The organism is candidate division TA06 bacterium (assembly GCA_016235665.1).
GTDB lineage: Bacteria > Edwardsbacteria > AC1 > AC1 > EtOH8 > UBA5202.
This window is the reverse complement of record JACRJI010000008.1, coordinates 55,409-78,314: the sequence shown is the minus strand read 5'-3', so window position 1 is coordinate 78,314 and position 22,906 is coordinate 55,409. Positions and strand designations below refer to the sequence as shown.

Genomic DNA, 22,906 nt, shown 5'->3' with positions numbered 1-22,906 from the left:
ATAATTTCTGTATGGCTATCTAACCAGCAAAGCCGCATAAAATCCCCAGATGGTTTTTCCAGCCAGCATTGTGATCACTGCTCCCATTGCCAAGAATGGACCGAAAGGAATCATGGCTTTGGCCGGCTGATCCTTGGAAACTCCTTCAAACATTTCAGTTGTTTTCTTCAGCTTATCCAGCAACATCAGGGGAACACCTGCCAGGGTGCCAAGCAGGAATGATAGGAACAAGACCATCAGTACTGCCTGCCAGCCCACAAAAGCTCCGATCATTGCCGCCAGTTTTATGTCCCCGCCTCCCATGGCCTCCTGCTTGAATATCTTTTCCCCGCCCCAGGCCGAAAGCCAGATCAATCCTCCTCCCATCAGCATCCCCATCATACTGTCCAGCCAGGCCCAAACAGCAAAAGGATCGTTATTCCCGAAAACAGAAAGATTAAAGTTAGGAATAAAAGTCCCTGCCAGTCCAAAAACCAGACCCAGACCCATCCCTGGAAGGCTCAGCAGATCAGGTATTATATAATGTCTGAGGTCTATGACCGAAATGACCAGCAGGGCCCACAAAAAAGGCAGATACCCGGCCAGGCGCCAGTCCAAACCGAATTTCAGGTAAGCGGCGGCAAAAAGGACTCCTCCCGCCAGCTCCGCCATCGGATACTGCAGGGAGATAGTTTTATGGCAATCACTGCACCGGCCCCGCAAAAGCAGGTAACTGGCAACCGGAATGTTCTGATACCATTTGATGGCGGCACCGCAATCGGGACAATGGGAGGGTTTTACCACCACTTCCTCCTTGCGGGGGATCCGCCAGATGCAGACATTGGCAAAAGAACCGAACAGCAGGCCAAAAAGAAAGAAGATCAGAGCAATTAGCATATAATCCAATCATGATCGTTGATTAACGTACCGCCAAGATCGTAGATCCAGGCCTTATTGATCCTGACTTTGACAAAATTTCCAGGAATCAGTTTTTTGTTTGTTTTGATGTATACCTTTCCGTCCACCTCCGGGGCCTCGGCATAACTGCGGCCGTAATAACTATACCCCGTTTTGTAAGGAACGGGGGATCCTTTTATCACCGGCCCCTCCACCAATACCCTGTATCCCTGGCCGATCCGGGACCTGTTGCAGAGGCCTGAGATATTCCTCTGCAAAGCCATCAGTTCATGAAGCCTGCTTTGCTTGAACGGGCGGCTCACTTGTTTGCTCAACATGGATGCTTTGGTTCCCGGTTCCGGAGAAAAGGCAAAGGCGCCAAGTTTTTCAAATTTTTGCCGGGAAACAAAATCCAACAGGGCATTAAAATCGGTTTCGGTCTCGCCCGGAAAGCCGGTCATGAAGGTCGTTCTTATTGCCAGCTTGGGGATTTCCTGGCGCAGTTCAGAGATCAGTGATCCTGTTATTTTTTGATCCATTCCGCGGTTCATGGCCTTTAAAACTTTGCTCTGGCTGTGCTGCAGGGGGATATCCAGATATTTTACTGTCTTGGAACTTTGTTTAAGGACCCGGATCAGCTTTTGATCATAATGGGCCGGATGGGTATACAGCAACCTGATCCATTCCAAACCCTTGACCTTGTCCAGCCTCAGCAGCAGATCCCCCAACATTCTTTCACCGTACAGATCTAAGCCGTAATTGGTGGTGTCCTGGGCGATCAGGTTGATCTCCTTGACGCCTTTGCCTGCCAAAATATTAGCCTCAGCGATGATCTCCCCCATCTTCCGGCTGCGGAACCTTCCCCGTATCTTGGGGATCAGGCAGTAGGAACAATTGTTGTCGCAGCCGTCGGCAATGCGGAGATAGGCCCAGCCCGGACCGGTGGTCATAATGCGATTACGGTAGAATGACGAGGAATGATCACAAGCGATTTTGGAGACGGACAATTTCTTTTTTCCGGTTACGGCGGAAACGATGTCCTTGTAGCCATGCACACCGACCAAGGCGTCGATCTCAGGAACTTCGCGCAACAGTTCCTTTTCCATCCTCTGCACCAGACAGCCTGTGGCCACCAGCCGGAAGCCGGACTTTTTCTTGTGCCCTGCCAGGGCCGCCAGTTCGGCCAGGGCCTCGTTCACGGACTCCTGCAGGAAGCCGCAGGTATTGACGATGACTGCGTCGGCTTGGTTCAGCATTCCGGTGATCTGATACCCGGCCCGAATGAGCTGGCCGATCATGATCTCGGTGTCCACCCGGTTCTTGGAACAGCCCAGCGAAACGATATATGCCCTGGGGACAGGCAATGACCCGCCAGATTTACTCATGATTCTTCACTGGTCCAGGATGTCCTTGTACTCTGTGCAATAGGCTTTGCGCTGGCAGGCTTCACAGTGTTTTCCCATCCATAATTCATCATACTGTTTCATTATACTGTTCACCAGGTCTTTCTCCGCAGTAACAAAACCCGATTCAAAATTCCTTCTGCCATCTGACTTGGCGCCCATCCCGGCCCCGGTCAGGTTGGCGCTGCCGGAGTAGGCAAACTTTCCGTCCACTATCACCGTTTTAAAATGGACCCTGGGGCAAAGCAGTCTCTCCAACCCCTCTATCAGCGGGGGATAGCGGTCGAAATCCTTGCGGAAGTTCGGCCCCGGCTCCTTGGCGTGGATCAGCCTCAGTTCCACACCGCTTTGGCAAAGTCCGGACAGCACTTTTAAAAAAGGCACCATCCGCCTGCCTTCGGCCACATAAAGGTCTTTCAGGTCCGAGGTGGCCAGCCACAGGAATTTTCGGGCCTTGGGGATCTCCTCCTGTATCACCTTTTGGTATATCTGTCCGTCGGTGATGAATTCCGTCATCGGCTTTTTGCCTGCTTTGTATTCTTTTGCCTGATGCTTTCCAGATTGGCTTTGGCCTCGGGCACCATTTCCAGGAATGGCTTCAGTTTCTCGCAAGCATAATCGGGGCAATGGGCGCAGTTCTTCAGCTTGAGATTCTTTCCGCATTGCCTCATCAGGCAGACCCGGCAGTGGTTGAAAAGCCTTTCCCCGTCAGAATGACAGCCCTGGCAGAATACATCCTCGGGTTTGATGTCTGACTGGTAAAGTTTTGACCAATGGGCGGCTGTGTTGGCCCGCAATTCGGGATCGTCCTTTTGAGCAGCTATATAAGCCGGGCAGGCCGAGCAATCCAATCCACAATATGAAATTATTTTTACCATTTGCGCTCCTCTTTATTTTTATCCGGCCTTAACTGCCGGCCTGACCAATTTTCCCCTGGCGCTGGCCAGCACCAAACCTGTTTCATCCGTGATCTCAGAACTGGCTTCTACTATTTTCCCGTTGTCTTTGTCCACCTTGCCAGTAAGAACTATTTTGTTGTCTATTCTTACCGGCTTTTTGAACCTGACCGTCAGTTCGGCGGTCACCGCTTCGGAGGCCCCGCCTCCCCCTTCCGCCTCGCCCACGGCATGGGCCAGGGCCTCGTCCAAAAGCGTGGAGATGATGCCACCGTGCAAAATGCCACTCCAGCCCTGGTATTTCTGCTCCGGTACGAATTCGGCCCGGCAGGTTCCCGGCTGAGGGTAGGTGAACTTCAGCTGCAGGCCGTCGGAATTTTTATGGCCGCAAGCGAAGCAGAAATGATCGTCGTTGAGTTTCATTTACTTCCTCAATTACCCATTAGAACTCTTTCATAAATCCCATAGGCAAAAAGAGCATATACAATAACTTGTATAATAATGATAATTAAATTATCAGCCTTTCGTTTTAGAACTAATATTCTATTAGCAATAAATAGAATAACGCTTAAAAATGAAAATGATAACTTCTCCGAAATATCAGAAGGAACCGTTGGAATAACTACCAATAAGGCCCCAGCAAGAAGTACATTTTCAAATATACGCAACAAGATGACTTTAATCTTCATATAACTATTTTTTTAAGTTCTAATACTTTTTATCCGCTTACCGAGATCACTTCTTCATAAGTCGTCAATCCCTCCAGCATTTTCTGCAAAGCCACCTGCTTTAGGGAGACCATGCCGTCGGCAGCGGCCGTCTTGTATATCTCGCTGAGGTTGGCGTTGTTGGAGGTCAACACGGCCTTCAGGTTGTCGGTCATCTCCATCACCTCGAATATCCCGATCCGGCCCTTGTAGCCCGTTCCCCGGCAGTCCACGCAGCCCTCGCCGTAGTATATCTTGGCCGGGCGCTCCCCGGCGGGGAACCCTTCAAAATCCTCGGGGCTGGCCGTCCGCTCCCGGCGGCAATTGGGGCAGATCCTCCGCACCAGGCGCTGGGCCATCACGCCGATCACGGTGGAGGATATCAGGTAATAGGGTATCCCTATGTCCAGCAGCCGGACCATGGCCGAAGGGGCATCGTTGGTATGCAGAGTGGTAAGCACCAGGTGCCCGGTCAGGGCCGCCTGAATGGCGTGTTCGGCCGTCTCCCGGTCGCGGATCTCTCCCACCATGATGATATCCGGGTCCTGGCGCAGGATGCTGGGCAGGATGGTGGAGAACGTGACCCCGGCCGCCGGCTGGACCCCGATCTGGTTGAATTCCTCGATCACCATTTCGATGGGGTCCTCCACCGAGATGATGTTGACCTCGGGCGAGGACAGGGCTTTTAGCGAGGAATATAAAGTCGTGGTCTTGCCCGAGCCGGTGGGTCCGGTCACCAGGATGATGCCGTTGGGCCGCCGGATGAAGGCGTTGTATGTCTGGTATTCCCGGGGATAGAATCCCAGCTGGTCAAGGTCCTGCATCAGGATCTCGGGGTCGAAGATCCGGATCACCACCTTTTCCCCGAAGGTCACCGGGACGGTGGAGACCCTGAGCTCGATATCCTTGCCGGCGAAATTGGTCTTGATCCTGCCGTCCTGGGGCCGCCGCTTGTCGGCGATGTTCATCCTGGACATGATCTTGATCCGGGAGATGATGGGAGCGTGAAGGTTGCGGGGGATAGTGTATATGTAATGCAGCACACCGTCTATCCGGAGCCGGATGTATGATTTGTCCCGCTTGGGCTCGATGTGAATGTCACTGGCCCGCTGTTCAAAGGCGTAATGGAGCAGGTATTCCACCGCGCTGGTGACATGCTGATCGTTGGCCTCGATCTCCTCCTGCCCCTTCAGTTTGACGAACTGCTCCAGGTTGTTGAGCTCTTCCGAGGATATCCGGTCCACTTCGGCCGCCCGGACCGAGGCCCGGAATCCGTAGAACTCTCGGACGATCTTCAGAATGTCGGTCTTGGAACTGAGAACCAGCTTGATCTTGATGTTCCGGGCGGTTTCCAAAGATTCCAGGATCTCCAGATTGGACGGGTCGGCCACCGCCATGGTCACGGTGCCGGACTCTTCTTCCAGCGGCACGATCAGATGGCGGATGGCATAGGGCCGGGCTACGTGTGAAGTGACCACGTCCAGCTGCAGTTTCAACGGGTCTATCTTGCGATATGGCATGTTCAGTTCCTGGGCCACGGTCTGGGTGATCATGTCCTCGGTCAGGAACCTGCCCGGATGCCCCTGAATCTGGATATTCAGCGAAGAGATGACCTCGGCCGGTGTGATGATATTGGCGGCCTGGTGCAGCCTGCGGCTGTACGCCGACTCCTGGTATTTCTGGAGCTTGGCCCGTTGGACCGGGACTTTGATCAATATCTCCCGGTGCTGGTCCGGGGAGATCCGGCCGCATTTCAGCAGCATCTGGGCCACTTGTTCTATGGTCAAGTGTGTGGAGACAGTCATTTCTTCTCTGATTTTGTTTTTCAGTTTGATGACCGGGGCAGGTCGAATTTTATTGGTTCGGGAATGAATACCTCATGGACGCAGGCCAGAGCGTAGTTGTCGGTCATTCCAGCTATGTAATCGCTGACTATCACCGCGGCCGGGGTCTGCTCCTGATTGTAAACTCCGGCCAGCTTCTGGACGTGGCGCCCGAAGCGGCGGAACAGCGGCACCGGATCATTATCGTATTTGGGATATTCCCGGCCGTACTTCTGATACACCTGGATAAGTTCCGCGAACAGGGTCCTCAGTATCTTTTCGCAGAACATCCCGTATTCCTCCAACGGAGCCGAGGTGTAGATGTTGGCCATGTTGAAATCATACAAAGCCCGCATCAATTGATGATTCCGATCGGAGAAGGAGATGTACCCGGTCTTCTGGGATTCATCAATCAGGTCGTTGACCAGGGTGTCAATGATCTCGCCGTTCTTGCGCCCCAATATCTGTTTGATGTTACCCGGCACCTCGTCCTCGTTGATTATCCCGGCCCGGATCCCGTCCTCGATGTCCCTGCCCAGATAGCTTATCTTGTCGGACATCCGTACGATGCATCCCTCGTAGGTGCTGGGATAAATTCCCAGTTTCCTGATTTCGTTGAGATTGATCTGCTCTTTCCGGGGCTGGATCTGCTTTTCGTATTTTTCCCCGCAATGGCAGATGATCCCGTCCCTCACCCCGTAGGTCAGGTTGAGTCCGGCCCCGTCGTTGGCCAGCTTGTCCACCACCCTTAAGGCGTAAAGCTCGTGGTTGAACCCGCCGTGGTCTTTCAACAGATCGTCCAGCACCTCCTCGCCCCGGTGGCCAAAAGGCGCGTGTCCCAGATCGTGCCCCAGCGAGATGGCCTGGGCCAGGTCCACGTCCAGACCCAGCACCCGGCAGATGGCGGCGGCGATGGTGGCCACGTGCAGGGTGTGCTCCATCCGGGTACAGACGTGGTCGTTGTCGGGGGAAAAGAACACCTGTGTCTTATGCTTCAGCCGCCGGAAAGGCATGGAATGGATGACGGCCGTCTGATCCCGGAAATACGGCCCCCGGATGTCCTCCTCCCTTGGTCTCAGGCGCTGGACATAGGTTTCCGGCGGTAATGGATTTTTCATATCTTTCATCTTATCCCTCGTCTGTAAGCCGTGATGTTTTATATGCAGGCTGCCGGTTGTTTGGTCTTCCATCTTTTGTGCACCCAGTACCAGTGATCGGGATAACGCCTCACAAATTCCTCTAATTGGGAAGTGAAAAGATTTGTCAGGCGCAGGATCTCTGTCTGCTTTTCGTTTTTGGGATCGGCGTAAAATGGCGGATTGAGATACCCGGTGTGCCTTCCACCCTGCTGTCTGACCAGGGCCCCGGTGATGATGGGCGCACCGGTCTTAAGGGCGAAGACCGCCGGGCCCTTGGTGGTGGAGGCTTTTTGGCCCAGGAAATCGACAAAAACCCCGTCACTGCCGGCATCCTGGTCCGAAAGCATGGCCACAAAACGGTTTTGCCGCAAGACGGTCAGCACTTCCCGGGCAGCGTCTTTTTTGTATATGATGTTGACCTTCTTTGACCGGCGCAGCGAATTCAGCATCTCATCCACATATTTGTTGTGCTGGGGATAGACCACCACCGAAAAAGGATATCCCTTGCAGGCGATGGCGGCGGCCAGCAATTCCCAGTTCCCGTAATGACTGCTGACCAGTATCCCGCCCCGGCCGTTTTTTAGTACCCGGTCAAAGTACTCGGTATCCCTGAGGTCCACCATGTTTTCGATATCTTGACAACTGGCCTTTTTGAATCGCAACAACTCCACCAAATTCCTTCCCAGATTTTGGTAGAGACTGAAAATTATCCGGTGGTTTTCTGCAGTATTGTTATCCGGAAAGGACTGCTTTAAATTATCCAGGGCTATTTTCCGGCGCACCCCCAGGCCAAGGGCCAGTTTCCCCAAAGAGGAGCCAAAATGCAAAGCATCTCTCTCAGACAAATAATTGACCCACCAGCCCAGAGAGATCAGCATCCAATATTGAAGTATGTAACCGAAGGTTTTCATTTGGTTTGTTATTTTGAACTATCTACTTGCTATGGAAAAAGAAATGAACCGCATGATTTACCAAAAGAAAATACTCATTCAACCTGCATAGCAGGCTGCAATATAAAAGCTACTTCGGCGAAGTGGGCTCGCTTAAAACTCTCCGGGCCACGCTTACGCACTGCCTACGTAAAACTTCGGCAGACAGGCAAGGCTTCAGCGAACCCGCGTTGCGCTTCTCGTTGTCGGCGGGCTTGTCTGAACTCGGGCTTTGGCCAAGCCCTCAAACATGCAGACAAGCTTTTTCCGCCATCAACTGCGATGCTCACTGATCGTTTTAACGCGACATACCGGGGTTGGCACTGTGTGACCAACCAATTTCTGGAGATGATTGAATAAGCATTTGGTACTTAATCAGCGTGTATCCGCGTAAATCTGCGTCCCATTGGGTTCATCTTCCCAGCAGTTTGGCCACCGGGCTGCGTTTCTGGTAAACGGCGTGCCGGGGGCAGACCTCGCTGCAGCACAGGCAGTTGATGCATAGCTTATAGTTGAACTCGGGCACGGCGCCTATGGAGGCCAAAGCGCTGACCGGACAGCTCTCCACGCAATAGCCGCAGTTGATGCACAGCTTGGGGTCGATGGCCGGACGGACCCAGAACAGCCGGGCGGCGTATTTGGCCAGAAAGTTGGGGATCAGGGAATAGAACCAGTTGGGCGGCCACGTGAAATCTTTCAACGGAAGTATCCGGTCGCCCAAAGCTTCGATCTGTTTAAGGTCAGCGGTCCCAACTTTCTGCTGTGCGGCGATCCTGGTGGTGGGTATGTCCAGCGGTTTTTTGCCCAGCAGATGGGCCGCATAGCTGTCCATGGCCACCCCGTCCTGCCCGGCCATGATGAAGCCCAGATCCCTGGGGTTCCCGGCCGAAGGCCCCATCCCCTCCATTCCCACCACGGCGTCCATGATGGTCAAATGCGGTTTGGCCAGGGCGTAGATGTCAACCACCAGTTTGGAAAAATCCCAGGGTTTGGGGGCCTGCTTGTGGTACATGGACTTTTTGAGGCCGGGGATCACCCCGTACATGTTCTTGACCGCGCCGGTCATCATGGTCAGGCCGTGGGTCTTCAGTTTGGGAAGGTTGATGATGACATCGGCGTCCAGCACCGGACTGGCGATGTGATACTTTTTGCCGCTGCGTTCTTTCTGATGAACTCCGGATCTTTCAAGGCTTATCAATTCAACCGAATGCCTGCGGCAGACCTCCAGCATCCCGGTGGTGTCCCAGAATTCCTCCAGGCTCTTGAAGGCCCCGGCCGGGCTGTCGCCCACTATGGGAATGCCTCCGGCTTCCTTCACCAGAATGATCACCGTCTCTACCACCGCCGGATGGGTAGTGATGGCCCGGTCCGGGGTCTTGGCCGAAAGCAGATTGGGCTTAAGCAGAACTTTATGGCCGGGCTTGACGAAGAACGAGATGCCTCCCAGCAGATCCACCGCCCGGATAACCGCCTCCAGGATATTTCTGGGGTCGTAAGAATCGCATTTTACAAGGGAAACTTTGGTCATTATCCGGTCCATTTATTAAAATTGACTTTTATCCTGCGACAACCTTGTTCCGGCCCATATCTTTGGCCAGGTACAGGGCCACATCCGCCTTGCCCACCAACTCATCGGCATCGCTCCCGCCTTCCGGGAACTCCGCTACACCTATGCTGACAGTGATCCGCCCATTGGGCTGGCTCTCCTTCATCTTAAAGGGATATTCTTCAATGGCCGTTTTTATCTTTTCGGCCAATTTAACCCCCTGTTCCTTGTCGGTCTCCGGGGCCACCACCACGAATTCCTCTCCTCCATAACGGGCAGCAAAATCCTGCTGCCTGATGGATCTGGTCAAAAGCTGGGCCAGCTCTTTTAAAGGATAATCTCCCAGCTGGTGTCCGTGGTTATCGTTATAATTTTTGAAATGATCAATATCCAGCATCAGCAACGCCAGCTTCCTCTGATAACGGGATGACCGGCTCAACTCTTCGGCTAGTTTTTCAAACAAATACCTCCGGTTATAGATTCCGGTAAGGTAATCGGTAACGGAAAGTACTTGTATCCTGCCCATCAAACTGGCAATGATCTGGGGATAGATACCGAAAAGAATCCCTATCAGGCTTCCCAGCACTACAAAATACAAGGCCATGGGCAGGTGAGCCCGGGAAAAAGCCATCACCAGAAAGGTCAGGTCTCTGTTCTGGGTCCGGTAATACTGGTGAATGAACATCGAGGCCGGATGCAGGATCAGATATCCGGTCAGAGCCCCGGCCATGCCGTAGATAAGGGTCAATTTGCCAAAAAGGATTTTTTTATCCATGGTTTGACTGAAAATATTAGGTTCTGATGAACATCTTGCCCGGCAGCTGCTTTACCATTCCCTTCAATTCCAGGGATAAGAGGATTTTTATAAGTTCCGGACTGCTTAAATTAGCCATCCCAGGCAGGTCATCGATGTGCGTTGGTTCAGGCGTGAGAGTGTTATAAAGTTTTTCCTCGGTCTCATCCAGTTTCGGAGCGGGTGTAGCCTGTGTGCTTTTATTGACCTGTGCCTTAGTGGAAGTTCTTTGTTCCAGTTTCAGTTCTTCCAGAATGTCCCTGGCATTACTGACCAGTTTGGCCCCCTGCTTGATCAGCTGGTTGGTGCCCTGACTGGTGGCCGAATTTACCGGCCCCGGCACGGCAAACACGTCCCGGCCCTGGTCGGCAGCCCAGCGCACGCTGGAGAAGACACCGCTGTCGGTCCGGGCCTCCACCGCCACTACTCCCAGGGAAAGCCCGGTGATGATACGGTTGCGGCTGGGGAAAAATCCCGGCTCCGGTTCGGTGCCTAAAGGAAATTCCGAGATCACCGCGCCCTGAGCCGCTACCCGGTCCCGCAGTTTTTGGTTTTCTTTGGGATATGGTATGTCCACCCCGCAGCCCAGCACCGCGATGGTGCGGGCTGGCGCGGCCAAAGCCCCCAGGTGGGCCGAGGTGTCTATGCCCCGGGCCATCCCGCTGACTATGGTCAAACCGGCCTTGCCCAGTTCCAGCGCCAGGTTGCCGGCAATGTTGCGGCCGTAGGGGCTGGGATCGCGGGATCCGATCACCGCCACGGCCTTTTGGTCCCTGGGTTCAAAATTACCTTTGACATAGAGCAGGGCCGGGGCGTCGCCGAAATATTTCAGGTTCTCCGGAAATTCCGGATCGCCGGAGGTGATGATGCTGACGCCGTGCTTATGGGCCAGTTCCAGCTGGGTATCTGCGAAACTATTGTCGTTCTTGGAACGAATGATGGCCTCGGCAATGGCTTCAACCACCCCTTCCACCCGGCACAAGCCGGCAATGCTTTGTTCAAATACATTTTGGGGGCTGCCGAATTCCTTCAACAGCAGCCGGTATTTGATCGGCCCCACCCGGGGAACGCCTTTGAGCCTTAGCCACCACAGTAATTCATCAGAATTCATCATACTCAACATCGCTGCTTTGTTTGAGGGCGGCCTTGACGGCTTTGCGCAGTTGCTGCAGGCTGGTGCCGGCATCGGTCTGGGAACCATCTTCTGTGCCGGAGAAGGTCGAAGGTTCTTTATCCCGGATCCGGGATATTTTTTGAGGCTGGTTAGGAAGCTCCTTTTTCAGGTAACCCAGATAATGTTCCCGCTGTGATTTTGAAAGACCATCAGCCTGTTCCCATAATAGTTCTGGGTCGGTCCGCTGCACTATGTTCTTTAAGGCCTTTTGAGCCTCCTCTGCCACGCTTTTATTGCTGTCAGATAATAACAGGAATAAGGGAACCGCAGCCCGGTGATCACCGGTGGAATGAAGCACCTTGGCCAAAGCCGCCCGGGTGTACCAGACACCCGAGGTTAGATGCCTTAAAATCGGAACGATGGCCTGCGGACCCTTGGCGATTATCTTGGGGATAGCGTGGTCCCGCAGGGTCCAGCTCTGGTCGTGAAGGGCCTTTAACAGCAAGGCCAGGGCCTCGCGTCCCTCCAGGTGCTGGGCCAGGTCCAGGGCGGTCATCCGTTTTTTAAGGTCGCGGGATTTTAACAACTCCACCGCTTCGGTGACCCTGGGATCGTTCATTTTTTCTTCAAAGACTTGCGATAGACTACGGCTATTTTCTTTTGCAGTTCCTCCAGACCATCCCCGTTCAGGGCCGATACATATAGACCGTCAACTTTGGGTTTTTTCTTGAGCAGATCGATCTTGTTGTATACCACTATCTGCGGTTTGCCGGCCAGGCCCGGATTGTAGGAGATCAGCTCGCTCTTCAGTACCTTCAGTTCCTGTTTGGCATTTTCGGCCGAGGCGTCTATCACAAAGATCAGCACCCTGGTCCGCTCGATGTGCCTCAGGAACTGGGTCCCCAGCCCCTTGCCCAGGTGGGCCCCCTCTATCAGCCCCGGCAGGTCGGCGATGGTGCAGGTGGAGTTCTCGTCCAGATACATGGCACCCAGGTTGGGCATCAGTGTGGTGAAGGGATAACCGGCGATCTTGGGACGGGCCTGGGTCAGCTTGGAGAGCAGGGTGGATTTCCCGGCGTTGGGAAAGCCCACCAGCCCCACGTCGGCCAGCATCTTCAGCTCCAACCGCAGGGTTTTGGTCTCGCCGATCTCCCCCTTTTCGGCCACCCGGGGGGTCTGGTTGGTGGAGGTGGCAAAATGGAAGTTGCCCTTGCCCCCCTTGCCGCCGGTGGCGGCGGTCACCGAGGTGCCCGGGACTATCAGGTCGGCCAGCACTTTTCCGCTTTCAGCGTCATAGATCAGAGTTCCCGGAGGCACCGGGATCACGCAGTCCGGGCCGGCCCTGCCGGACATCTTCCGGTAGGCGCCGTTCTGTCCGTGTTCGGCCTTGAAGTAATGGCGGTAACGGAAATCGCGCAGGGTCACCAGATTGGGATCCACCAGGAAGACCACCGAGCCGCCCCGGCCCCCGTCCCCGCCGTCGGGGCCGCCCTTGGGAATGTATTTTTCGCGGTAAAAGCTGACCGATCCGTTCCCCCCGTTTCCGGCCGTGACCTTTATTTCCGCCAGATCGACTATAGGCATTAATTAGTATCCGTTCTTTTTTAGGAGCTGATATTTCCGTTTGAGCTTCTGGGATACCAAGGCCGGCACCAGGCCGTCCAGCCTGCCCCCCATCCTGGCCACCTCCTTGACCAGTCCGGAATTGAGACAGGTATATTGTTCCGAGGGCATCAGGTAAATGGTTTCGATGTTCTTGTCCAGTTTGCGGTTCATCAGGGCCATCTGGAACTCGTATTCAAAGTCGGACACCGCCCGCAAGCCCCGTACCAGAGCGGTAGCCTTCTGGCGCCGGGCATAATCCACCAACAGTCCGTCAAAGCTGGTAATCTTGAGCTTGGCCGAGCGGGGGGCGCATTTTTTCAGCAGCTCCACCCTTTCCTCCAGGGTGAACAGCGGGGACTTGCGGTCATTGACGGCCACGACCACTATCAGCCTGTCGAATATCTTCAAAGCCCTCACCATCAGGTCGATATGCCCGTTGGTGACCGGATCGAAAGTGCCTGGATAGATGGCGGTTTTAAGCATTTTAAGGTCTCCGTAAGGTATTCAGTATTCTCTATTCAGTATTGCCAGATCGTTCATCATTCACCGTATAAAACTCCACGCTGCTTTTGCCGTGTTTCTTGCATTTCCACAAGGCCAGGTACTGATTTTGGGCATCGATCATTTCGGCCCGGTGGTGCTGAATCACCAGTATCCCGCCGGGGGCCAGCAGGCCGTGTTTGGAGACCATGTCCAGTATCTGGGAGGAAACATTGGCCTGATAAGGGGGATCTGCCAGCACGATGTCATATTTTTCGCCGGTGGAAGAAACAAAGTCCAGAGCATCCTGGATGACCACCCTGGCTTGATCCTGGGCCTTCAGCATTTCCAGGTTCTGGCGGATAAGACCCGCCGTTGAGCGGTCGGCCTCCACCATGGTGGCCATGGCCGCCCCCCGGGACAAGGCCTCGATTCCCAAGGCCCCGCTGCCGGAGTAGATGTCCAGCACATTTTTACCGGACACAAGATCGCCAAGGACATTGAATATCACGCCCCGCAACAAGCCGCTGGAAGGACGGACCTGTTTCCCTTCCGGGGTTTTCAATATCCGGCCCCGGTATTCTCCGGCGATGATCTTAAGCATATTTAAAACTCGCTGCCCAGGGTAAAAGAGACCACCGGGTTCCTGGCGATGACCGAAAGATCGGTGGGCCAGGCCACGTCCACCCGGATCAGGAAGGGATAAAGGTTGATCCGGCCTCCGGTTCCGATGGATGCTTTAAGGTCGTCAAGTTTGACCAATGCCAGGTCGGTACTTTCCAAAGCCCTGAATGATCCGGCGTCGGTCCAGGCCGCTCCCACGTCAAAAAAGAATGCGCCCCTGATCCCGTAGAATGAAAGCGGCGGGAAGGCCATCTCCAGACGGTCGATCAGGGGGAACCTCATCTCAAAATTGGCCAGAACCGTTTTGGTGCCGTAGAATTTGTCGTAATCATAGCCATGCAGGGAATTTGGTCCTCCCAGATAAAACCTCTGGGCGTCCGGACCCTGGGACATTCCCCCCATCAGCCTCAGGGCGACCTGATATCGCCGGGAGATCCTCCAGTAATTGCGGATGTCGGCGTACCCGGTATTAAAGCTCAGGTCGCTGCCGAAAGCTTTCCGGCTGGTCTCTGTCACCAGCATGGCCCGCTGGCCGCTGATGGGTCCCATGTAGCCCCACAGAGTGTTGTCGTGGACAAAGCTCAACCCCGGCACGATCACATCCATGCTGGCCTCGGGGTACGAGTAATTATAATAGGCCTGCTTATAGTGGTTCCAGCTGGCCATCAGGTCAAAGCGTTGGTAGCGGTTCAGGGGATAGGACACTATCCCCTGAACCCCGTTGACCTTTTCGATCACGATGTCGTCGTTGGGGGCCAGATAATAATTGTGATACTGATAATAGCTGACGCCGTAATCGAAGCGTTTTGGAAGATAATAGTAGGCCAGCTGATAATCGGAATTTTCAAAATCGACCATCAGATCGGACTGCAGATAGAACAAGTGGTTTCCCAGGATGTCGGTGACCAGTATCTGGGCCTGCCCCCCCAGCCCGCTTAGGGTATTGTAGCCTACCGTGCCCCGGGCCATATCCATGGAGAATTTTGCCCGGGCCAAAACCGGATCCGCCAGTGTGTCTCCGGCCGACAGGCTGAAAGTCTTGGGATATTGCCATAGCTTGTTTCGGGAACTATCGGTATCGGTCGTATCGGGTATCACGGACTTAATGTCCGGTTTCTTTTCCAATGGATTTTTAATGGTGTATATGTTCCAGCCGGTCTGATGGTATCCGACAAAAACTATCTTGTCCCCTTCAACCGACCACCTGGGCTGAAGGCATCCGGTCAAAACGTCGGTCAGGGGGACCGAGGCGCTGTCCGGGCCGGCCCGATAGAGGATATTGGCTACTCCCTGTTGGTAGGTATTGTATATTATTCCGGATTTTCCCCAGCTGGGGCTGACCGCGTAAAGTTCATCCGGAGTATAGCAGGCCAGGGATTCTCCATCCGGGTTTACCGTGAACAGCCGGTACCTTCCGAAATGCAGGCTGTCGGAAACAACCGAATCTCCGGGGATTGGCCTGTCCGAGGCAAATACCAGGGCCGACCCGTCCAGGGCCCAGGCCGGTTCCCGGTCGTCATAGATATCGCTGGTGATCTGTTTGATGCTGCCGTCCACGTTGTTCAGCAGGTACAGATCGGCGTGTCCGTTCTTGAGGCCGCAAAAGACAATCCGCTCATCGGTGGGCGACCAGGAGGGATAATATATCCCATCAAGGTCAAATTTGTATTTCCTGATCAGTTTGCCGTTGCCGGCATCGACGATATACAGCCTGTCCCCGGTGGTGGATTTGGCGGCGAACACCAAACGATTGCCCTCCGGCGACCAGGACAGACCACCCCGGAACCAGGCCAGGTGCATGGCTTCAAACAGAGAGTTCTTCTCCCCTTTGACCAGGTGGCTGATCTTCCGGCCGTCGATGCTGGATATCACGTAGATCCCGGAATAGCCTCCCTGATCGGATATGTATGCTATCTTGTCGCCCCGGGGCGACAGGACCGGGCTGAGATTGAAGTAGGATTCGTTCTTATCGTGTTCGGTCAGCTGTTTGCCGATGTCGGAGGCCTCCTTCTTTTCGGCCAGATAAGGCCAGTATTCCTTTTTGACCGACTTGACCCAGTCCTCGGAAAGTTTTTCCACCCCCTGGCCCAGCACCATCTGGCAGGCCTTGTCCACATTGCGGTTGGCCCGCACCAAATGAAGCAGCTCGCCCACCTTGGCCTGGCCGTAATGCCGGGCGATGTATCTCATCACTGCCTGGCCTTCCTTGTAGACAAGGTAGCTGCCGCCGTAGTTGTCCAGTTCGTTGATGGGGATCAGGCGCTGGTTGATGGCCAGATCCTTGATGATCATCTCGGATTCCGGGTCCCAGCCCCGGGACTCGTATTCGGCCAGGCCCTCTATGAACCACAGCGAGACCTGGTTGAAGTTCTGGCCGGAAAGCACCGATTCCATTCCCCCGCCAAAGAACAGGTCGAACATGTAGGCGTGGACCATCTCGTGGGCCAGCACATGCTGAAAATCGGCGTAGGAGCCGGTATAGGGCACCACCACCCGGTTCTTGAACTGGGTGGTGAATCCTCCTACCGATTCCTCCAGGATCTCCTGGGTGATATTGGTCTGCTCAAAATCGTTGTGTGAGGAATATACCAGCACCGGGATCCTGGCGTTGAGCTTGTGGGAAAAGTCCCGTGAAAGCTTTTCCCCCTCGATCTCTGCGATCCGGGCGGCAATGGCGGCCAGTGTGTTCTGGCCCTGGTAGAAATAGATGTCGAAGTTCTTGGTGGCGATCTTTTGCCAATTGAAATTCTTATAATTAACCTTATTCTTGCCGAAATACCCGTCCTGAGCCTGCGTCAGCCGCGGAGTGAGCAGCAACAAGGCCGTCAGACACAAAAGGGAAAGTTTGAAATGTTTCATAAAGCGATCCTGACAATTAGAATGAGATGAACAAGAGCAAAGATAGCAATAACGGTAAAATAATGACTAGTATTCTGCTTTAAAGATGATATCCAGCCAGGCATCGTTTTTTGAAAGCTGGCGGGATACTTCTCCCTTTAACTGCAGGGTTGGGTTTATTCTGTATTCCATTATCAGAACCTGTGATTGGCGGGCCGATGAGAGCCCCAGCGAAAGGCTCAATGAAAAGCGCTCCTCCCAAAAGGCCCGGTTCAGGCCCATTTCCCGGCCGCCGGCCACATTGACATTCCACTGCTGGGCGAACTCCACCACCTTCTCCATCCGCCATTCTTCCATCAATTGCATGAAATACTCCTGGTAATACGCTGACAGAGAATCCGTCGTTTCTTTATCCTGCTTCTGAGCCAAAGCACCTGCAGGAAATGACAACATTCCAAGTAACAAAACAAAAAAGAATATGCGTATCTTGTCAGTCGTCATCGTAATGGACCAGCGAGATCACTTTGTATTTTTTTAGTTTTTCTTTGCCTTTTAAGATATCCAGCTCCACTACAAACGCAATGGCCGCCACCTTGCCGCCAAGCTTCTCCACCAGCTTGGCCACCGCCAGCGCGGTTCCGCCAGTTGCTAAAAGATCATCCACAATCAGGATATTTTGCCCCTTTTTAACCGCATCGGCATGCATCTCCAGCGAGTCGGTGCCGTATTCCAGGGAGTAGGTCTGCTTGATGGTCCTGGCCGGCAGTTTGTTCGGCTTACGCACCAGGATCACCCCAGCTCCCATTTTGTATGCCAGGGCCGAGCCAAAGGGAAATCCCCGGGATTCTATCACCGCGATGGCGTCAACTTTCAGTTTTTTAGCCTGCAGGTGCAGCTGATCCACCGCCTGTTTAAAGGCTTTTTTGTCCCGCAGCAAAGTAGTGATGTCCTTGAAATTGATCCCCGGCTTGGGAAAACCCGGCACTTCGCGGATGTGTTTTTTAAGATTTACCGCCATTGGGCAGACTCCTGTAATAATTCTGTTTACTGTTTATTGTTGGTGTGTTATAGCAGTTAATAATCACAAAGAATGCTGGGTTGGCATTACAGATGCAGCAGTATCTTCTGATTTAGTTTTTGGGTTGATGCCCTCATACCCGGATCCCGGCCTCCGTTTGGCGGACTGGGCATTTCGCCATCCATACCGCCGGGCCGATGGTTCCCTCCGCCCATCCCGCCTGGTCCGCCGCCAGCCGGCCGGTCTTGACCGTTGTTCCCCCTCATGGCCATCGGCTCTAATCCGTCGCTTTCCAGCAAGATCTCAATGCCGGTATCTTCACCCCTTTGGTACCAGACCGCGAAAAGATGGTTGTCGCTCTGGACCAGCGGCACTTTCAGTTCGTACACAAACTTACCGCTGCCGTCAAGGCTGACCTTGGCCCCCAGGCCGTAGGAAGCCGCCAGACCGAACAATATCCTCTGTTTAAGGGCCTTGCTTGGGACCAGCACTTCAAAATCCTGCGGAACCATTGCGAAATTCTGTTTTCCCTGCTCGGGATCGATTTTCCCGGAGCGTTCCGTCATTCCCGGCCCCGTCTGCGGCCGGCCCATGGGAAAATGAATGCCCATTTTGGAAGCGCTGCCGTCCCGGGCCTGGAACCAAACGGTAAAACCCTGCATTACCTGGGGAACTATCTCCTGGTTGGTGCTTCTTAGTGCTACAAAAAGAAATGAATCGTTGTGGCAAAAGCCGATGGAAACATCCTTCTTTTTAAAGTAATGAAAAGCCGAGTCCGGCCAGTCGGAATCGCTGCCGTCAACCGTCATGGCATTTACGCAGGGATAGCTTTTCAGGCTCAGTTTTTGGCAACCGGCCAATGAGGTCAGGGCCAAAATGGCGGCGATCAAAGTAACGGGCCAAAAGTTCTTTTTCACAGTCTTTCTCCGGAATTGGTTGGTTGATGAACGGGCTTGCCGAAAACCTGCAACGGGAGATAAGAAACCATGGTATGGCAAACTCCGCCGGTTAACCAATATTAGACTGTTATTTCTGATAAATGGTTTAACTTTCAGCTTTAAAAAAAGCGCCAAGTTGATATAGGCAGGAATGTTAGAGGAGCTCAGAACATAATTTCAAAACTGGAGAAACCCCCGGTATAAAGCTGCCACTGCGTTTCCATTTTTTCCACTATCGCCCCGACCGGACCCTCCTTTAATTCCTCCAAAATGGTTTTCAACGCCTGCTCCTCTCCCTCTGCCACCACTTCCACCCGGCCGTCCCTTAAGTTTCGGACATAGCCGGTCAGTCCCAGGCTTTGGGCCCTATGAAGAACAAAATAGCGGTAACCTACGCCCTGCACCCTGCCGGAGATATGAACTATGAGTTTTTGGTTCATTTAAGCTAACAGCAAAACTGAGTAAAAATAAGATGGGTCATAACTTGAAGATTATATCCACAAAATCTGCGTCAATCCGCGTCCTAATAAATAAACTTAGCTCAGTATCCTATCAGCTTGAACGCCAGTTTCACCGCCTCCTCCGGGGTCTTGACGTGCCTGATGACTGACGCTATCTTCCAGGTGTTCAGGCCTACAAGCGGTATCTTGTATTGTATGGCATAGGCAATCTCGGAAAGCGTGCCGTACCGGCCGCCGATGGCGATGACCGCTTGGGACGAGAGCACCACCAGGGAGTTCCGGGTGTACCCCATCCCGGTGATTATGGGCACGTCCACAAAGCGGTTGGCGTCGCGGGCCGAGGCCCCGGGCAGGATGCCCACCGTCAGGCCGCCGGCCCCGGAGGCGCCCCGGCAGGCCGCTTCCATCACCCCGCCCATGCCTCCGCAGACCAGGATGCCGCCGGACTTTGCTATGAGCTTGCCGGTCTGATAGGCCGTTTCAGTCAAGGCCTTGCCGCATTGCGAGGCGCCGATGACGCCGATCCGCGGTTTACTGGCCATTGGCCTGCCATCCGTATTTTCCGATCAGCGGAACGAACATACAGCCGCTCAGTTCCTTCTTTACCTCCCTGCCGTTGACCTTGTCTATCAGCAGGAGTTTCTGGACGTTCATATCTCCCACCGGTATCACCATCCGCCCGCCTTCGGCCAGCTGCTCCCAGCAGGCCTTGGGAACCTCCGGGGCCCCGGCCGTGACGATGATCCGGTCGTAAGGGGCGAACTTGGGCCAGCCCAAGGTTCCGTCGCCGATATGGAATAATATGTTATGGTATTTAAGGTTCCTGATCACCTCTTCGGCCCCGCGGGAAAGCTTGTCAATCCGCTCCACGGTAAAGACCCGGGCGGCCAGCTCGGCCAGCACCGCCGCCTGGTAGCCGGACCCGGTGCCCAGTTCCAGCACCTTCTCGCTGCCCTTCAGCTCCAGGGCCTGGCTCATCAGGGCCACGATGTATGGCTGGGAGATGGTCTGCCCCTCGCCAATGGCCTGGGCGTTGTCCTCGTAAGCCCTGAACTTGAAGGCTTCGGGCATGAACATCTGGCGGGGCACTTTTTTGAGGGCGGCAATCACCCTGGGGTCCTTGATCTTCTGATGGTCTTTTTCAACCGGATAATTGACCAGGTATTCCACCATATTCAGCCGGGCCTGTACGAATTTATCCTGGATCATTTGAACAGCTTCTCCCACTTCTTCAACCGGGATAGCTCGCAGTGGTTGGTCCAGTCCAGGTGGAACGGGGTTACCGAGACCATCTTCTGTTCTATGGCCTCAAAGTCGGTGCCCGTCTCCCGTTTCCAGTCCGGGTCCAGGCCGTCGATCATGAAATATTTCTTGCCGCCCGGCTTTTTGTGCTCCACTATCATGTCGCGGTAGATCCGCTTGCCCAGCCTGGTAACTTTAAGGCCTGTGATCTTACCTATCGGCAGGCTGGGGACGTTGACGTTGAGCAATGTATTTTTGGGCAGGCCCTTTTTGAGCACCACCTCCGTCACCCGCCGGGCGTAAACGGCCGAGGCCCGGAAATCGCACTTGTTCCAGGATACGCAGGAGACCGCGATGGACGGGATGTCCAGCAGGGTTCCCTCATGGCCCCGGCCACCGTGCCGGAATAGGTGACGTCGTCGCCCAGGTTGGGTCCGTGGTTGATGCCGGAGACCACCAGGTCGGGCCTCACCTTCAGCAGGCCTCGCACCGCCAGCATTATGCAGTCGGTGGGGGTCCCGTCCACCGCCGCGGTGCGGTCATCGCGCCATTCCACCTCCAGCGGCTTGCGCAGGGAAAAGGAATGGCTGGCCCCGCTCTTCTCGGACATGGGTGCGAAGACGTAGGTGGTTCCCAGCTTATCCAGCGAGCGTCGCAGGTGCTTGATGCCCTCGGCGTTGATGCCGTCGTCGTTGGTGATGAGGATTACAGATTTTTTGGTCATTTAATTTTGCCACAGAGTGTGCCCTGAGCTGCCCGGCCATATTTACCGGACTGTTTGTCGAAGGGCACAGAGACCTCCGGGGATTCCTTAATTATTGTTTAAATATTAAATCCACAGCGCTTGCATCGCCATTTTTACGAAGCGCAGGGTATCCTTAAGATGACTGATATGGCTGGTGCTGCCGGGGATGTTGGTGATGTCCACAGACCCTATCTTGAACCCCTGCCGGGCGGCCTTGATCAGCAGTTCGGATTCCATCTGGTAGCGCGAGGCCTTAAGTTTCACATTTTTCAGCACGCTGGTCCTGATGATGCGGTAACCTGACTGGCTGTCGGTTATTCTCGTTCCGGCTAATATTGAGACCACCGTAGTGGTGATGCTGTTGCTCAAGTAGCGGGCAAAAGACATTCTGCCAAACTCATTCCTGCGGGAACCAACCACAATGTCCCAATGTCCAGTGTCCATAGTATCCGCCAGGGCTGGAATGTACTTCGGATCGTGTTGTCCGTCTGCGTCAATGGTGATGACCGCCTCGCAGCCTTTGTTCAAAGCCAGTTCGAACCCGCTTCTTAAGGCCGCGCCCTTGCCCCGGTTATGTTGGTGGATTATAAGCTCCACCCCCGACAATTTGGCGGCCTCCGCTGTGCCATCGCTGGAACCGTCGTCGATGATTATTATATCATGCTTTGGCGCGAATTCCAGCAGTCGGGCTAAAAGCAAATTCAGCGTGCTGGCTGCGTTGTAGGCAGGTATGATGATGGCGGTTTTCATGAGAACGTTATCTATTGTAAAACAAAAGTAATATTAATCCGAACCCACCTAAAACAATTAAAAAATAACCAACAAAAGCTATTACGCGATAAAATATTGACGTTGGTTTTTTACAAAATAACACATGGAAGTCTTTTCTTACAATCGCTATTTTAGAAACCGCAAGTAATATTAAGCCATCGCCTATTAATATGATATAAAATTGAAATAACTCACTTAATTTCGACAGTATATACGGTATCGTGAGTGCTGTAACAAAACCAATAACCATTAACAGTAAAGGGTGCCCGTCAAATATAACTGTTGATTTTGATACTTGATCTTCTTCAATCATACCCTCTTGCAACATAGCTCAACCTTTTAATTAATTCCTTTTTTTGCTTTTGTGCTTTTTGTGGCAAAATAAAAATACTGTTTACAATATCCTCAACTCTCCCCGTTCCTGCATCAACAGCTTCTCCTTCCACCCGGCCCCGGCCGAGAACCCGCCCAGCGACATGTCGTGCATTATCACCCTGTGGCAGGGAATTACTATGGGCAGAGGGTTCATGCCCAGCGCCCGGCCCACCGCCTTGGAGGCATTTGGGTTGTGCACCTGGGCCGCCATCCACTTGTAGCTGCGCACCTGGCCGTAGGGTATCTGCCGGGCCTTTTCCCAGATTGAGCGTTCAAAGGGCGAGGCCCCCCGCAGGTCCAGCGGGTAGTTGAAGTCGGTGGGCAGTCCGGCGAAATAACCGGCCAGGTCCACCAGCAGGTCCTCGAACCGGTCCGGGTCCTCTATGAAAGTGAAATCGGACTTAAAGCTGAGATTGGCGAAATTAAGCGCCAGGTCGTGCTGGCCCAGCGCCAGGTTGAACAGCCCGGAATCGGTGGCGGAGATGAATATCTTGCCTATGGGGAATTCGTATTGTCCGTAGTATATGTTCATTGTTGCGCTGATTGATTATTTCTTTACCACCAAGGCACAAAGACACAAAGG

General features: G+C 53.8%; 25 protein-coding genes and 1 pseudogene. All 26 read right to left on the bottom strand.

Going from position 1 to position 22,906, the window contains the following annotated elements:
- Positions 1–15 precede the first annotated feature (15 nt).
- The 26 genes and pseudogenes from HZA73_03120 to HZA73_02995 all read right to left on the bottom strand — a co-directional run bounded on the left by HZA73_03120 (position 16) and on the right by HZA73_02995 (position 22,855).
- On the bottom strand, positions 16–876 hold the full coding sequence (locus HZA73_03120) for a prepilin peptidase (protein ID MBI5805017.1): 861 nt from the start codon (positions 874–876) through the stop codon (positions 16–18).
- Positions 870–2,261, bottom strand: coding sequence for a 30S ribosomal protein S12 methylthiotransferase RimO (gene rimO, locus HZA73_03115; GenBank protein ID MBI5805016.1), 1,392 nt, complete (start codon positions 2,259–2,261; stop codon positions 870–872). The genes HZA73_03120 and rimO overlap by 7 nt, the downstream gene beginning before the upstream one ends.
- A 6-nt stretch (positions 2,262–2,267) precedes the next feature.
- Positions 2,268–2,795, bottom strand: coding sequence for a phospholipase (locus tag HZA73_03110; protein ID MBI5805015.1), 528 nt, complete (start codon positions 2,793–2,795; stop codon positions 2,268–2,270).
- Positions 2,792–3,157 (bottom strand): DUF3795 domain-containing protein, encoded by a 366-nt coding sequence (locus HZA73_03105; GenBank protein MBI5805014.1) that lies wholly within the window; start codon positions 3,155–3,157, stop codon positions 2,792–2,794. The genes HZA73_03110 and HZA73_03105 overlap by 4 nt, the downstream gene beginning before the upstream one ends.
- An 18-nt stretch (positions 3,158–3,175) precedes the next feature.
- Positions 3,176–3,598 carry a PaaI family thioesterase gene (locus HZA73_03100; GenBank protein MBI5805013.1) on the bottom strand — a complete coding sequence of 141 codons (423 nt, stop codon included), beginning with the start codon at positions 3,596–3,598 and terminating at the stop codon, positions 3,176–3,178.
- 8 nt (positions 3,599–3,606) lie between these two features.
- Positions 3,607–3,864, bottom strand: coding sequence for a hypothetical protein (locus HZA73_03095; protein MBI5805012.1), 258 nt, complete (start codon positions 3,862–3,864; stop codon positions 3,607–3,609).
- Between the two features lie 29 nt (positions 3,865–3,893).
- Positions 3,894–5,687 (bottom strand): type II/IV secretion system protein, encoded by a 1,794-nt coding sequence (locus HZA73_03090; protein ID MBI5805011.1) that lies wholly within the window; start codon positions 5,685–5,687, stop codon positions 3,894–3,896.
- A gap of 20 nt (positions 5,688–5,707) precedes the next feature.
- Positions 5,708–6,832 (bottom strand): HD domain-containing protein, encoded by a 1,125-nt coding sequence (locus tag HZA73_03085; GenBank protein MBI5805010.1) that lies wholly within the window; start codon positions 6,830–6,832, stop codon positions 5,708–5,710.
- A gap of 29 nt (positions 6,833–6,861) precedes the next feature.
- Positions 6,862–7,755 (bottom strand): lysophospholipid acyltransferase family protein, encoded by an 894-nt coding sequence (locus HZA73_03080; protein MBI5805009.1) that lies wholly within the window; start codon positions 7,753–7,755, stop codon positions 6,862–6,864.
- A gap of 430 nt (positions 7,756–8,185) precedes the next feature.
- Complete coding sequence (locus tag HZA73_03075) at positions 8,186–9,301, bottom strand: DUF362 domain-containing protein (protein MBI5805008.1); 1,116 nt, start codon at positions 9,299–9,301, stop codon at positions 8,186–8,188.
- Between the two features lie 28 nt (positions 9,302–9,329).
- A complete protein-coding gene (locus tag HZA73_03070; GenBank protein MBI5805007.1) occupies positions 9,330–10,094 on the bottom strand; it encodes a GGDEF domain-containing protein in 765 nt (254 codons plus the stop codon).
- 16 nt (positions 10,095–10,110) lie between these two features.
- On the bottom strand, positions 10,111–11,223 hold the full coding sequence (gene dprA / locus HZA73_03065; protein MBI5805006.1) for a DNA-protecting protein DprA: 1,113 nt from the start codon (positions 11,221–11,223) through the stop codon (positions 10,111–10,113).
- Positions 11,213–11,845 carry a hypothetical protein gene (locus HZA73_03060; protein ID MBI5805005.1) on the bottom strand — a complete coding sequence of 211 codons (633 nt, stop codon included), beginning with the start codon at positions 11,843–11,845 and terminating at the stop codon, positions 11,213–11,215. Before HZA73_03060 ends, dprA begins: the two co-directional genes overlap by 11 nt.
- A complete protein-coding gene (obgE, locus tag HZA73_03055; GenBank protein ID MBI5805004.1) occupies positions 11,842–12,810 on the bottom strand; it encodes a GTPase ObgE in 969 nt (322 codons plus the stop codon). The genes HZA73_03060 and obgE overlap by 4 nt, the downstream gene beginning before the upstream one ends.
- Before the next feature lie 3 nt (positions 12,811–12,813).
- Positions 12,814–13,314, bottom strand: coding sequence for a pantetheine-phosphate adenylyltransferase (gene coaD, locus HZA73_03050; protein ID MBI5805003.1), 501 nt, complete (start codon positions 13,312–13,314; stop codon positions 12,814–12,816).
- Positions 13,315–13,345: 31 nt separating this feature from the next.
- Complete coding sequence (gene rsmD, locus HZA73_03045) at positions 13,346–13,915, bottom strand: 16S rRNA (guanine(966)-N(2))-methyltransferase RsmD (GenBank protein MBI5805002.1); 570 nt, start codon at positions 13,913–13,915, stop codon at positions 13,346–13,348.
- 2 nt (positions 13,916–13,917) lie between these two features.
- Entirely contained in the window at positions 13,918–16,794 is a 2,877-nt protein-coding gene (locus HZA73_03040) for a PD40 domain-containing protein (protein ID MBI5805001.1), read from the bottom strand.
- Positions 16,795–16,860: 66 nt separating this feature from the next.
- A complete protein-coding gene (locus HZA73_03035) occupies positions 16,861–17,226 on the bottom strand; it encodes a hypothetical protein (GenBank protein MBI5805000.1) in 366 nt (121 codons plus the stop codon).
- A gap of 37 nt (positions 17,227–17,263) precedes the next feature.
- On the bottom strand, positions 17,264–17,791 hold the full coding sequence (locus tag HZA73_03030) for an adenine phosphoribosyltransferase (protein MBI5804999.1): 528 nt from the start codon (positions 17,789–17,791) through the stop codon (positions 17,264–17,266).
- Positions 17,792–17,877: 86 nt separating this feature from the next.
- Positions 17,878–18,708 (bottom strand): hypothetical protein, encoded by an 831-nt coding sequence (locus tag HZA73_03025; protein ID MBI5804998.1) that lies wholly within the window; start codon positions 18,706–18,708, stop codon positions 17,878–17,880.
- 185 nt (positions 18,709–18,893) lie between these two features.
- A complete protein-coding gene (locus tag HZA73_03020) occupies positions 18,894–19,169 on the bottom strand; it encodes an acylphosphatase (protein ID MBI5804997.1) in 276 nt (91 codons plus the stop codon).
- Positions 19,170–19,270: 101 nt separating this feature from the next.
- The gene (locus HZA73_03015) at positions 19,271–19,732 is read right to left on the bottom strand and encodes a TIGR00725 family protein (GenBank protein MBI5804996.1); all 462 of its coding nucleotides are present in this window, start codon (positions 19,730–19,732) and stop codon (positions 19,271–19,273) included.
- Positions 19,722–20,363: a protein-L-isoaspartate(D-aspartate) O-methyltransferase gene (locus HZA73_03010; GenBank protein ID MBI5804995.1), complete on the bottom strand. Its 642-nt coding sequence runs from the start codon at positions 20,361–20,363 to the stop codon at positions 19,722–19,724. Before HZA73_03010 ends, HZA73_03015 begins: the two co-directional genes overlap by 11 nt.
- A gap of 32 nt (positions 20,364–20,395) precedes the next feature.
- A pseudogene (gene surE / locus HZA73_03005) lies at positions 20,396–21,156 on the bottom strand (5'/3'-nucleotidase SurE).
- A 105-nt stretch (positions 21,157–21,261) separates the two neighbouring features.
- A complete protein-coding gene (locus HZA73_03000) occupies positions 21,262–21,927 on the bottom strand; it encodes a glycosyltransferase family 2 protein (GenBank protein ID MBI5804994.1) in 666 nt (221 codons plus the stop codon).
- Positions 21,928–22,342: 415 nt separating this feature from the next.
- Positions 22,343–22,855 (bottom strand): methylated-DNA--[protein]-cysteine S-methyltransferase, encoded by a 513-nt coding sequence (locus HZA73_02995; GenBank protein MBI5804993.1) that lies wholly within the window; start codon positions 22,853–22,855, stop codon positions 22,343–22,345.
- Positions 22,856–22,906: the final 51 nt, after the last annotated feature.

What these genes read in the sequence shown, in the direction of transcription:
- HZA73_03120 (MBI5805017.1), bottom strand. Translation starts at nt 876, where the DNA reads ATGCTAATTGCTCTGATCTTCTTTCTTTTTGGCCTGCTGTTCGGTTCT.
- rimO (MBI5805016.1), bottom strand. Translation starts at nt 2,261, where the DNA reads ATGAGTAAATCTGGCGGGTCATTGCCTGTCCCCAGGGCATATATCGTT.
- HZA73_03110 (MBI5805015.1), bottom strand. Translation starts at nt 2,795, where the DNA reads ATGACGGAATTCATCACCGACGGACAGATATACCAAAAGGTGATACAG.
- HZA73_03105 (MBI5805014.1), bottom strand. Translation starts at nt 3,157, where the DNA reads ATGGTAAAAATAATTTCATATTGTGGATTGGATTGCTCGGCCTGCCCG.
- HZA73_03100 (MBI5805013.1), bottom strand. Translation starts at nt 3,598, where the DNA reads ATGAAACTCAACGACGATCATTTCTGCTTCGCTTGCGGCCATAAAAAT.
- HZA73_03095 (MBI5805012.1), bottom strand. Translation starts at nt 3,864, where the DNA reads ATGAAGATTAAAGTCATCTTGTTGCGTATATTTGAAAATGTACTTCTT.
- HZA73_03090 (MBI5805011.1), bottom strand. Translation starts at nt 5,687, where the DNA reads ATGACTGTCTCCACACACTTGACCATAGAACAAGTGGCCCAGATGCTG.
- HZA73_03085 (MBI5805010.1), bottom strand. Translation starts at nt 6,832, where the DNA reads ATGAAAGATATGAAAAATCCATTACCGCCGGAAACCTATGTCCAGCGC.
- HZA73_03080 (MBI5805009.1), bottom strand. Translation starts at nt 7,755, where the DNA reads ATGAAAACCTTCGGTTACATACTTCAATATTGGATGCTGATCTCTCTG.
- HZA73_03075 (MBI5805008.1), bottom strand. Translation starts at nt 9,301, where the DNA reads ATGACCAAAGTTTCCCTTGTAAAATGCGATTCTTACGACCCCAGAAAT.
- HZA73_03070 (MBI5805007.1), bottom strand. Translation starts at nt 10,094, where the DNA reads ATGGATAAAAAAATCCTTTTTGGCAAATTGACCCTTATCTACGGCATG.
- dprA (MBI5805006.1), bottom strand. Translation starts at nt 11,223, where the DNA reads ATGAATTCTGATGAATTACTGTGGTGGCTAAGGCTCAAAGGCGTTCCC.
- HZA73_03060 (MBI5805005.1), bottom strand. Translation starts at nt 11,845, where the DNA reads ATGAACGATCCCAGGGTCACCGAAGCGGTGGAGTTGTTAAAATCCCGC.
- obgE (MBI5805004.1), bottom strand. Translation starts at nt 12,810, where the DNA reads ATGCCTATAGTCGATCTGGCGGAAATAAAGGTCACGGCCGGAAACGGG.
- coaD (MBI5805003.1), bottom strand. Translation starts at nt 13,314, where the DNA reads ATGCTTAAAACCGCCATCTATCCAGGCACTTTCGATCCGGTCACCAAC.
- rsmD (MBI5805002.1), bottom strand. Translation starts at nt 13,915, where the DNA reads ATGCTTAAGATCATCGCCGGAGAATACCGGGGCCGGATATTGAAAACC.
- HZA73_03040 (MBI5805001.1), bottom strand. Translation starts at nt 16,794, where the DNA reads ATGAAACATTTCAAACTTTCCCTTTTGTGTCTGACGGCCTTGTTGCTG.
- HZA73_03035 (MBI5805000.1), bottom strand. Translation starts at nt 17,226, where the DNA reads ATGTTGTCATTTCCTGCAGGTGCTTTGGCTCAGAAGCAGGATAAAGAA.
- HZA73_03030 (MBI5804999.1), bottom strand. Translation starts at nt 17,791, where the DNA reads ATGGCGGTAAATCTTAAAAAACACATCCGCGAAGTGCCGGGTTTTCCC.
- HZA73_03020 (MBI5804997.1), bottom strand. Translation starts at nt 19,169, where the DNA reads ATGAACCAAAAACTCATAGTTCATATCTCCGGCAGGGTGCAGGGCGTA.
- HZA73_03015 (MBI5804996.1), bottom strand. Translation starts at nt 19,732, where the DNA reads ATGGCCAGTAAACCGCGGATCGGCGTCATCGGCGCCTCGCAATGCGGC.
- HZA73_03010 (MBI5804995.1), bottom strand. Translation starts at nt 20,363, where the DNA reads ATGGTGGAATACCTGGTCAATTATCCGGTTGAAAAAGACCATCAGAAG.
- HZA73_03000 (MBI5804994.1), bottom strand. Translation starts at nt 21,927, where the DNA reads ATGAAAACCGCCATCATCATACCTGCCTACAACGCAGCCAGCACGCTG.
- HZA73_02995 (MBI5804993.1), bottom strand. Translation starts at nt 22,855, where the DNA reads ATGAACATATACTACGGACAATACGAATTCCCCATAGGCAAGATATTC.